A 9,468-nucleotide genomic window follows, 5' to 3' on the forward strand; every position below is an offset into this window, starting at 1 on the left:
AATGGATAGTTGGGTAATTGGTATGATGCTTGGAGTATCGGTATTTTTGGGAAGTATCGCAGTTGTTGCATTGATGTGGGCAATCAAAAAGGGGCAGTTTGATGATAAAGAGAAGTTTTTAAATTCAGCACTGTTTGATGATGTCGATGAGTTAAATGATGCGGCACGTGCCCAAGCAAAGAAAAAAGAGGCTCTTCGTAAAAAAGAGTATAGACCAGAATAAAATTAGAGATTTTAAAAAAGAGGAAGGGTGAGCTACCCAAAAGGGTAACTCAAAGTGAAATAATAATAATTATTTACCGATAGTTTGTGCGAAAGCTTCTAAATCAGCATCAGAGTAACGTGCTACTTGACCTTTCATAACACCTTTCATTGGTCCACCGTAAGTTCCAGCTTTGTAACCTTTGAGTGCAGCAGCAATGTCAGCGTGAGTCATGTCAGCAACAACTTTAGATTTACCCATAGCTTTTTTCTCCCAGTTAGCACCATGGCATGCAGCACATGCTTTACCATTTACTGCAGCAGATGCAGCTGTTACTAATGCTAAAGTAGCGATTGAAGCAATTACGATTTTTTTCATTTTATTTCCTTAATTTAAAGTTTCATATGCATTATAATAGGTAAAGTCTTAAATACTTGTTAATCATTTTAAAGGTATCATTTTATTAAAATTAATTTACTATGGATGAGAAAATGAGATACATTGATGAAGATTTAGCAGATAAAACAATATTGATTACCGGAGGGGCTGGGTTTATAGGCTCAAATCTGGCATTTTACTTTCAAGAGAATCATCCAAAAGCTCATGTGGTCGTACTTGACAGTTTTCGAAGTGGAGAGACTTTAAGTAATGGAAACCTGAAAAGCTTTGGACATTTTAAAAATCTTTTGGGCTTTAGTGGAGAGGTTATCAGTGGTGATATCAATGATAAAGATCTGCTTTTAGACTTGGAAGTCAATTATAAATTTGATTATATTTTTCATGAAGCAGCTATCAGTGATACTACTGCACTAGAGCAGGATTTGATGATAAAGACAAATGTCAATGCATTTAAAGACCTACTTGATCTTGCTGTGGCACATGATGCAAATATGATCTATGCATCTTCAGCTGCAACCTATGGGGGGAGTGATACTTTTAAAGTAGGACACGAAGAGCCAAATAATGTATATGGTTTTTCAAAAGTGATGATGGACAATATTGCAAATGACTATATGAAATCTTCAGACATCGCCATTGTGGGACTTCGTTACTTTAATGTATATGGTGCTAGAGAGTACTTTAAAAATACAACGGCTTCAATGGTACTGCAGTTTGGACATCAACTGCTTGCTGGTAAAAATCCTCGTCTTTTTGAGGGAAGCGACAAGATACTACGTGACTTTATCTATATAGAAGATATCATTCAGGTAAATATTAAAGCTATGCATCCAAAAAAGAGTGGTGTATATAATGTAGGAACAGGAAAAGCACGAAGTTTCCAAGACATTGTAGATATACTACAACGTGAGTTAGGAACAAATGCACAATGTGAATATATTCCAAATCCGTATGTTGGCTCATACCAGTTCTTTACACAAGCTGATATTGAAGATACAAAAGAGTATCTCGGATATGAGCCGGCATATGAGATGGAAGAGGGAATAAGAGCGTATGTTCCTGAGATTAAACGTATCTATGAAACAGAAGTAAAGTAGTAGAATGAATATATTAAAAGAGGCAAAGCCAAATATCCTTGTAGTTGGGGATTTGATGATAGACCATTACCTATGGGGGAGTTGTGAGAGAATTTCTCCTGAAGCACCTGTACAGGTAGTAGACATCGCGAAAGAGACAACAGTTCTTGGTGGGGCAGGAAATGTTATTAACAACTTAAAAGCTCTTGGTGCGAGTGTGAGTGTTGCTGGTGTTATAGGGGATGATCCAAATGGTGATGAACTGCGTGCAATGTTGCGAGATATTGCTGTTGATGACAGTAAACTTATAGTACAGCATGATAGAAAAACTTCAAAGAAGAGCCGTATTATTGCCGTAAGCCAGCAGATACTTCGTTATGATAAAGAGAGTAAAGAAGATATTACAGAAGATTCTGTAGAGAGTATCATGAAATCTCTGCGTGAGGATATTAAAAGTTTCGATGCTGTAATTCTTTCTGATTATGGAAAAGGTGTACTTACTGAGTCTCTCACGCAGGCCATCATACAAGCCGCAAAAGCAGAAGGTGTCCGTGTCCTTGTTGATCCAAAAGGGAGTGACTTCTCAAAATATCGTGGAGCTACACTGCTCACACCAAATAAAAAAGAGGCACAGCTTGCAACCGGTATAGATATTATGGATGAGAACTCATTAAAAGAGGCACTTTTAAAACTAAAAGGTGAGTGTGATTTAGAGATTTCACTTATTACGCTCTCTGAAGATGGAATCGCTATCTATGATAGTGATCTCAAAAGATTTCCAACAGTTGCCAAAGAGGTCTTTGATGTAACAGGTGCAGGTGATACGGTCATAGCTTCTATAGCCTATGCTCTCTCAGCTGGAAAAAACATCGATGAAACAGCAAAATTCGCAAACTTGGCTGCTGGTGTTGTCGTTGGAAAAATCGGGAGTGCAACGGTTACTATCGATGAGATAGAGGAGTATGAAGCAAGTCTGCATAAAAGTACTTCTGATGCACACATAAAAACTTTTGAAGAGATTGATGCAATAGTAAAACGTTATAAGGCAAATGGAAAAAAAGTTGTCTTTACAAATGGCTGCTTTGATATCTTGCATGTAGGGCATGTAAAGTACTTACAAATTGCAAAGAGTTTTGGAGATATCTTAATAGTAGGGCTTAACTCTGATGCTTCAGTCTCACGTCTCAAAGGGCCAACACGACCTGTAAATGTAGCCCAGGACAGAGCATACCTACTTGCAGCACTTGAAGCAGTGGACTTTGTAGTGCCATTTGAAGAAGATACACCTTATAAACTTATCAAGATGATAGCACCGGATGTTTTGGTCAAAGGCGGTGATTATGAAGGTAAAAAAGTAGTCGGTACAGAATTTGCTAGAGAGTTAAAACTTGTGGACTTTGTCGATGGCAAAAGTACAACAAAAACTATAGAAAAGATACAAGGAAAGACATGTTAAAGAAAATTACACTTCTTGGTGCAACAGCATTAACAGCTTTTGCTCTTAATACGGGTGAGATCAATATCAATAATAAAGATTTAGAAGTAAGCGGACAGTTCGATGTTGGACAGTTTAATGAAGCTGTAGAACCAAATACAATGTTCGTAGGTGCAAAGTTTTTAAATGCGGATGAGAAACACTCTGATAATGAGCGAGTAAATTTAGACCCATATTTTGAAGCAAACTTCTTGATGATGAGACCAATTGGTAATCAAGGTATGCGAGTAGGAATGGGTGCAAAAATAAACTTTACAAAAAACTTTACATCAGTACCTTTAGGTTTACAGTTTGCATATAAAATTCCAGCAAACAGCTACGTACCAATGTACTTAAATGGTGAACTTTACTATGCACCAAGTGTTCTCTCATTTAGTGATGCAGACAGCTTTTTAGAGTATCGTTTAAGCTATGATATTGAGATTATCGATAATGGTAGAATAACGCTAGGATACCGTTCTATGGATACAAACTACAAAGCAAACAAAGGGTACTCTTCTACAGGTGGAGATTTTAATTATAACTCGTACTGGTATGTCGGATTTAAAGTAGGTTTTTAAACTTTTAGATCCAAGTTATTAACAGCCTCGATAACTTCAGAGGCTGTAATCGTTGTCATACACTCATGATGCTCTAGTGGGCACTCTCTTTTCATACATGGACTGCAATCCATTTCATGTCTGACAATAATACTTTTTTCATTCATCCACTGTGAAGTCTCTTTATATTTTGTCGGACCGAAAATGGCCACAGTTGGAACTTGATAAGCAGCTGCAACGTGCATTGGACCACTGTCATTGGTTATAAAGAGTGAACATCCTCCGATATTACTGCACAGTTCTTCAATGGTAGTTTTTCCTGCTAAATTTGTGTAGTTGGTAATACCTAGTTTTTTGAGATTTTCTTCAATTTCTGCTGCCATTTCCACTTCATTTGGACCACCAAAGATGATGATGTCATATCTATTGCTAAAGTGTGCTGCCACGGCAGCAAAGCGTTCAGGATACCATCTCTTGGCACTTCCATACGTTGCTCCTGCATTGATGCCAAGCATTGGCTTATCAAACTTCTTAGGTTCGATGTAGAGTTTGAGCGGTGGGATTTCATCTTTAGTAAAATCATTTATATTAACCATAGCAAGCTGAGAATATTGCTCCACAAGATGTTGATTTGATACTATCTTTGGTGTATGAGAGAGTAAAAATCGTGAATGCCAAGACTCTCTAGCGATGGTTAGGACTGTATTTGTAAAATAGAGCAGAAGGGAAGAGTGGAGTTGATTTCTAAATGTAACAGCAAGATTAAAAACACCCAGCTCTTTAGCAAGTTTATAGGTAGCCATAAGACGTGAAGAAGCTTTTTTTGTCTCATCAACGACAGCCCTTTGGCAAAGTGGATGATGTTTAAGTGCTTCAATACTGACATAACTTCCAACAAATGTAAATCTTGCACTAGGATGTTTCTTTGCCAAAAGCTCAATAGCCGGTGTCGCCATGATGGCATCACCAAGCCAGTTTGGAAGGATAACTAAGATTCTCATTCTATACGCTCACTTGCATTGACTTTTTTACCAACCTCTTTGGTGATGAAGATATAGATAGGAGAGTCATTGATATCTAAAATCTCATTTTTTAAACGTTTTCCAGTTTTAGAGTAGACTTCAAAAAAATCTTCATTTTTGAGTGTTGTAGGCTTTAGTGACCAGTGAATCTGTAGGAGTTGTTCATCGACCCAGAGTTGAATGATATAGTAGCCCCGTTTAATATCAAGACGTAAAAATTGGGCATTTTGAAGTGTTTGTATCATCTGTTTATAAACATAAAAGGCTTCTCTTTTTTTGATGCTGTCTCGATTGTCTACAAGACCATAACCAGGAGCTATGAGCTGATGCCATGATACAGAATCAACCTGTTGGCTTGCAAAGGCTAAAAGATAATAACGCAGCATATAATTGGCGTAAACCTCTTCGCTCACGCACTCATATTCACTTGTTGGTGCATAAGGTGCTGTACCACTGAGTGGCCAGTTTACTTCTGTAATGTGAAGCTCCTGTTTTGTCTTTGGACTTAGCCATACCATAGTACTTAAAAGAGCGAGTTTATCGGTAAGTGAGAGTCCTAGTTGTGTATTTTCCGGTGCGCCCCGTCTGTCAACATATAAAAGTGCTGCAATACCTTCATATTTGCACTTACAAAAGTTAAAGAGTGTATGGGCAGTGTAGTGAAATTCAAAATCAATCACATCACTTCCGATGATTTTAATGTTCGGAAACTGCTTTTGTTTTAGATTATAAGCAACTTTATAAAATGCGAGATATTCTCTGACAGAAAAAAAGCCCCACTTTGCGCGGTTAATGGTTGAGCCGATTTCAAAGATATCTACGAGGTCGCCAAGTTCTTGAAATATCTGCGTGAGGTTTTCTCTCAAAAGTGCTAAATCTTCGATATTTTCTCTGTCTTGTAAAATTTTCAGGGTTATTTTTTTATTTTTGTACTTTGAGAGAAACTCTTTTAGTTGCGGCAATTTTTCCATTTCCCAGAGTTTAAAGCGTGTTAGGATACTCTCTACGCCAAGTTCTTTTATCATATCAGTTGTTGCGTGAGCATCTCTTTCAAAGTCAATGCCTAAAGAGAAGAACTGTTTTGACTCTATCTCTTTTCTCTTTATAAAAGGGGTGGCAAGCATGGAAAGTGGCAGTAAAATAAGTGCACTGAAAAAAGTGTAGAGTAGGGATGGCAGCTCTTTTTTACGCATCGATTTTTTAAAAGTTCTGTCTTGAAGTAGTGCTGGTTGGTCGGAATAATCATCCCAGGAAAACGGTTTTTTCATAAGTGCAATTATAGCCATTTTAAGATAAAATAACTTTATGAATATATTAGTTGTACGAACAGATAAGCTTGGAGACTTTATAACGGCACTGCCAAGCTTTTATGTCTTAAAGCATCATAGTCCAAAAAACCGCATCATAGCCCTTGTAGCTCCACTTAATCGCTCTTTGGCCCAGACGTGTGATTTTATAGATGAGGTTATAGTTGATGATGGTAAAAGTTCTCTCTTTGCACTTTCACGAAAATTACAAGCTGCTAAGATAGATGCTTCTGTTACACTCTTTTCAAATACACGTGTGGCTCTGGCTCAGTTTTTTGCACGCATACCAAAACGCATCGCTCCTGCTACTAAAATCGCACAGATCTTTTACAACAAAAGAGTGGTACAGCGGCGCAGTGAGGTAAAGATGGCTGAGTTTGAGTATAATCTCGCGCTCACGCAGGCACTATTTTCAGGCATTTCACTCGATTTTCCAAAGCCGCTTTTAGAGTTTGAAGATGCCAAAAAGGTTTATGATGTTTTTTGTGCAAACTATGACATATCACGTGATGTTATCGCTTTTCATGTTGGTTTTGGTGGATCATCTGATGCCAACTGGAACCTTGATGAGTATGAAGAGCTCATTCGTGTAAAACTTACAGATAAAAAGTACCAGATCGTGCTTACTTTCGGTCCTGATGAAAAAGAGCTTTATGAAGAGATGCAAAATCGTCTCAAGGGTGAGGATGTTGACTTTTACCTCTCACTTGATGGCATTGTTACCTTTGCAAAGTTGCTGAGTCAATTTAAACTTTTTGTCTCTACTTCAACTGGAACCTATCATCTTGCCTCTTTAGTAGGATGCCCGACGATGACCTTTTTTGGTGACAGCAAATTTGCAAGTGCTGCAAGATGGAAAAGTATAGGGGATGCAAAACTGCAAAAGCACTATATGTTACCTATTGATGAGAGTAAAAGAAAAGTGATATTTGAGGAAGTAAAGCAAGAACTACTTGCCTTTTAGCTCTTTGTTTAGTTCATAGAGTTTGATGTACTTGTAAAAATTTGTCACCATATGTGAGTATGCGATAACAAGCCCTACATATCCGTCACGAAATCCCTGTTTGAAAAAGTAGGTCTTGATAAATGAGTAGGCTCCGTTAAAGAAGGCCTTAGCGGGTGAGGAGCTCTTTTTGCCTGCATTGTTCTTTGCAAAGAGGGTAGAGTAGGTATTGGCTTTATTAACAAACTGCTCGATGCTTTGGTAGCTGTAGTGAAGCATATTTCCCTCTAAGAGCTCCGTTTGAAGCTCTTCTGTAATGATATCTTCATGGACATCATTGTCATTGTATTTTGTTACACTTTTGTTGTAGAGTCGTTTTATCTTCTGGTTGTTCCAACCGCAGTGTTTTACTTCTATGTCTTTGTAAAAGGCACGAAAGTTAAGAATGTAAACTGTGTTTGCATCGAGTTTCTTTGTAGCAAGTACCTCACGCAGCTTCTTATCAATAACTTCATCACTGTCAACGATTAAAATCCACTCATTTTTGGCATAACTTGCCGCCTTGTTCTTACTCCAGCCAAAACCTCTAAACTCGCCCTCTATTAAGTTTACATTGGTAAAACTTTTTGCAATCTCCATGGTTCTATCAGTTGAACCATTGTCATAAACGACTACATCCTCAAAATCTTGCAGCGCCTGAAGGGTCTTTTGAATGGTTGTTTCATTGTTTTTAGCAAGTACTACGGCAGATATATTACCAATCAATCTCTTTTCCTTTGAGTCTTTTTTTGAAATTTTTTATCTTTTTGTTCTGCAGGGAGTAGTGCAGTGCTTTTTGTACAAAGTCAGAACACTCTGTGTACTCTTTTGCATAGGCTGTTGCTATGCTTGTAAGCGCCTCTTCGCTTGCCCAGAGTTTTGAGAAGTTTTTGGCTCTCTCATCACAGGAGAGGGTGAAAAAACGCATACGATTGACATCGACTATCTTAAAAGTATAGTTGCCATTTTCTTTTTTGATGAGAATATTTCCAGGAGAGTAATCTTCATGAAATATTCCTGCATTATGCAGAGCAAGAGTAAACTTGGCAAAGGCTTTAAAAATGCTCTCTCTATTGGGAAAGTCTTTTTCTAGGAGAGGCTCACGAATGGTAAAGTCATAGATAAACTCCTCACTGACAAAGTAACTCTCATCTAGAAGACCGTTTTTAAAAAACTCAATATAACCTATGGGCGTAGGTGTAAAGTCACCAAGTTTGAGTGAGTAGTCATAGGATTTTTTTGCTTTGGAATCTTTAAAAAATGTATAAGCAATTTTATTAATGATATTTGGAACTTTAAAAGCTTTTACAACTGTAGAGACACCTTCATAAGGGATGACTTTTAGTTCATTACGTGCTTTATGGATGTTGTCTGTTTGGGTATGAAAATAGTTTTGGATATTTTTAAAAAAGTGTTCAAATTTCTCCTTATATTGAGGAGAGATAATATATTTCATAGAGTTCTCATTATTTATTTTGTATAATAGACATTATACTAAAAAAGGTGTTGGTTTGAAGTTAAATTTTAGGCGAGGAAGTGCTTTTGCATCGAAACGGGCAAAAGAGTATTTAAAAGATAAAGATCCTGAAGATATTAAAAGGATTACCGTAATTCGTCATGCAGCGATTGGGGACTTTATGAATATTCGTCCGTTTTTGATAGAACTTCGAAAGTTTTTTCCAAACGCCAAAATAACTTTAAGTGTAGTTAAACATTATATGTATGGAATACCAGAGGATTTGATTGATGATATCCATGTCGTTAGCAGATATGCAGAAGATGGTTCTAAAACAAGTCTGTTCACGCGTATTAAAGAAGCCAAAAAACTTCCTTCTCCGGATATTATTTTTGACTTGACAGACAGTACCCTCTCTTTATTGGTTGTTGCACTCTCAAATGCCAAGCTCAAAATTGGCTATCCCTACAGAGCAATTAGAAGGGCTTTCTTTGATATAGCAACACTCAGAAGTGACTTTGTCGTTGAAGCACTCTCTGTGGAGCATATGCTTAATGTTTTGGGAGCAAAAACAGCTTATCCTCTCCGGTATGGATTAGAGAAATTTTATCCAAAAAATAGTATTCAAAACCGTATAGTCTATTTTGCCGGAGCATCTGCAAAAAGTAAGTGTTGGGCTGCAGAGAAATTTTCTGCCTTGATAGATAAGATGTCGCAAAAATTTCCAGAATATGAGCATGTGATATTGCAAGGTATCGGTGAGGATGAGAAGTTTTTTGATATCTATGAACCGCTCAAAGAGCGGAAGAATGTACGACTGCAAGAGCTACTCCCTATAGAAGATGTGATGCAGTTCTTAGCAAACAGTAAAATGCTGGTTTCTAATGATACAGGTGTGCGAAATATGGGAATAGCCTTAGAGATTCCTACTGTTGGGATATTTTTTGAGATACCTCCGTTTCGTTACTGGCCGCGTGAAGAGAAGCATGA

General features: G+C 37.5%; 11 protein-coding genes. 6 read left to right on the plus strand and 5 right to left on the minus strand.

Annotated elements, in window-relative coordinates:
- Position 1: 1 nt before the first annotated feature.
- Positions 2-223, plus strand: a complete 222-nt coding sequence (gene ccoS / locus MNY27_RS09060) for a cbb3-type cytochrome oxidase assembly protein CcoS (RefSeq protein WP_152184664.1) — start codon at positions 2-4, stop codon at positions 221-223.
- Positions 224-292: 69 nt separating this feature from the next.
- Here ccoS and MNY27_RS09065 read toward each other — a convergent pair whose 3' ends face one another.
- A complete protein-coding gene (locus MNY27_RS09065; RefSeq protein WP_152184665.1) occupies positions 293-580 on the minus strand; it encodes a cytochrome C in 288 nt (95 codons plus the stop codon).
- Positions 581-693: 113 nt separating this feature from the next.
- Between MNY27_RS09065 and rfaD the strand changes: the two genes are divergently transcribed.
- The 3 genes from rfaD to MNY27_RS09080 are packed head-to-tail and all read left to right on the plus strand — an operon-like array spanning position 694 to position 3,732.
- Positions 694-1,698: an ADP-glyceromanno-heptose 6-epimerase gene (rfaD, locus tag MNY27_RS09070; RefSeq protein WP_346392193.1), complete on the plus strand. Its 1,005-nt coding sequence runs from the start codon at positions 694-696 to the stop codon at positions 1,696-1,698.
- A gap of 4 nt (positions 1,699-1,702) precedes the next feature.
- Positions 1,703-3,133 (plus strand): D-glycero-beta-D-manno-heptose-7-phosphate kinase, encoded by a 1,431-nt coding sequence (gene rfaE1, locus MNY27_RS09075; protein WP_346392188.1) that lies wholly within the window; start codon positions 1,703-1,705, stop codon positions 3,131-3,133.
- The gene (locus MNY27_RS09080) at positions 3,127-3,732 is read left to right on the plus strand and encodes a YfaZ family outer membrane protein (RefSeq protein WP_152184667.1); all 606 of its coding nucleotides are present in this window, start codon (positions 3,127-3,129) and stop codon (positions 3,730-3,732) included. The genes rfaE1 and MNY27_RS09080 overlap by 7 nt, the downstream gene beginning before the upstream one ends.
- Here MNY27_RS09080 and waaF read toward each other — a convergent pair.
- Together waaF and MNY27_RS09090 are read right to left on the minus strand one after the other, a co-directional pair.
- Entirely contained in the window at positions 3,729-4,712 is a 984-nt protein-coding gene (waaF, locus tag MNY27_RS09085) for a lipopolysaccharide heptosyltransferase II (protein ID WP_346392189.1), read from the minus strand. The genes MNY27_RS09080 and waaF overlap by 4 nt on opposite strands.
- A complete protein-coding gene (locus MNY27_RS09090; protein WP_346392190.1) occupies positions 4,709-6,001 on the minus strand; it encodes a glycosyl hydrolase in 1,293 nt (430 codons plus the stop codon). Before MNY27_RS09090 ends, waaF begins: the two co-directional genes overlap by 4 nt.
- Positions 6,002-6,038: 37 nt before the next feature.
- On the opposite strand from MNY27_RS09090, the gene MNY27_RS09095 reads away from it, so the two are divergent.
- A complete protein-coding gene (locus MNY27_RS09095; protein ID WP_346392191.1) occupies positions 6,039-7,004 on the plus strand; it encodes a glycosyltransferase family 9 protein in 966 nt (321 codons plus the stop codon).
- On the opposite strand, the gene MNY27_RS09100 is transcribed toward MNY27_RS09095, so the two are convergent.
- Together MNY27_RS09100 and MNY27_RS09105 are read right to left on the minus strand one after the other, a co-directional pair.
- Positions 6,990-7,748: a glycosyltransferase family 2 protein gene (locus MNY27_RS09100; RefSeq protein WP_343029876.1), complete on the minus strand. Its 759-nt coding sequence runs from the start codon at positions 7,746-7,748 to the stop codon at positions 6,990-6,992. The genes MNY27_RS09095 and MNY27_RS09100 overlap by 15 nt on opposite strands.
- Positions 7,738-8,478, minus strand: a complete 741-nt coding sequence (locus MNY27_RS09105; protein ID WP_152184671.1) for a hypothetical protein — start codon at positions 8,476-8,478, stop codon at positions 7,738-7,740. The genes MNY27_RS09100 and MNY27_RS09105 overlap by 11 nt, the downstream gene beginning before the upstream one ends.
- Before the next feature lie 55 nt (positions 8,479-8,533).
- Here MNY27_RS09105 and MNY27_RS09110 point away from each other — a divergent pair.
- Positions 8,534-9,468: glycosyltransferase family 9 protein (locus MNY27_RS09110; RefSeq protein ID WP_346392192.1), on the plus strand; the 935-nt coding region annotated here is incomplete at its 3' end.

The sequence above is a fragment of the Sulfurimonas sp. NWX79 genome (assembly GCF_039667035.1).
GTDB lineage: Bacteria > Campylobacterota > Campylobacteria > Campylobacterales > Sulfurimonadaceae > Sulfurimonas > Sulfurimonas indica.

Excerpts from the sequence above, each read along its gene's own strand:
- ccoS (WP_152184664.1), top strand. The coding sequence starts at position 2 with ATGGATAGTTGGGTAATTGGTATGATGCTTGGAGTATCGGTATTTTTG.
- MNY27_RS09065 (WP_152184665.1), bottom strand. The coding sequence starts at position 580 with ATGAAAAAAATCGTAATTGCTTCAATCGCTACTTTAGCATTAGTAACA.
- rfaD (WP_346392193.1), top strand. The coding sequence starts at position 694 with ATGAGATACATTGATGAAGATTTAGCAGATAAAACAATATTGATTACC.
- rfaE1 (WP_346392188.1), top strand. The coding sequence starts at position 1,703 with ATGAATATATTAAAAGAGGCAAAGCCAAATATCCTTGTAGTTGGGGAT.
- MNY27_RS09080 (WP_152184667.1), top strand. The coding sequence starts at position 3,127 with ATGTTAAAGAAAATTACACTTCTTGGTGCAACAGCATTAACAGCTTTT.
- waaF (WP_346392189.1), bottom strand. The coding sequence starts at position 4,712 with ATGAGAATCTTAGTTATCCTTCCAAACTGGCTTGGTGATGCCATCATG.
- MNY27_RS09090 (WP_346392190.1), bottom strand. The coding sequence starts at position 6,001 with ATGAAAAAACCGTTTTCCTGGGATGATTATTCCGACCAACCAGCACTA.
- MNY27_RS09095 (WP_346392191.1), top strand. The coding sequence starts at position 6,039 with ATGAATATATTAGTTGTACGAACAGATAAGCTTGGAGACTTTATAACG.
- MNY27_RS09105 (WP_152184671.1), bottom strand. The coding sequence starts at position 8,478 with ATGAAATATATTATCTCTCCTCAATATAAGGAGAAATTTGAACACTTT.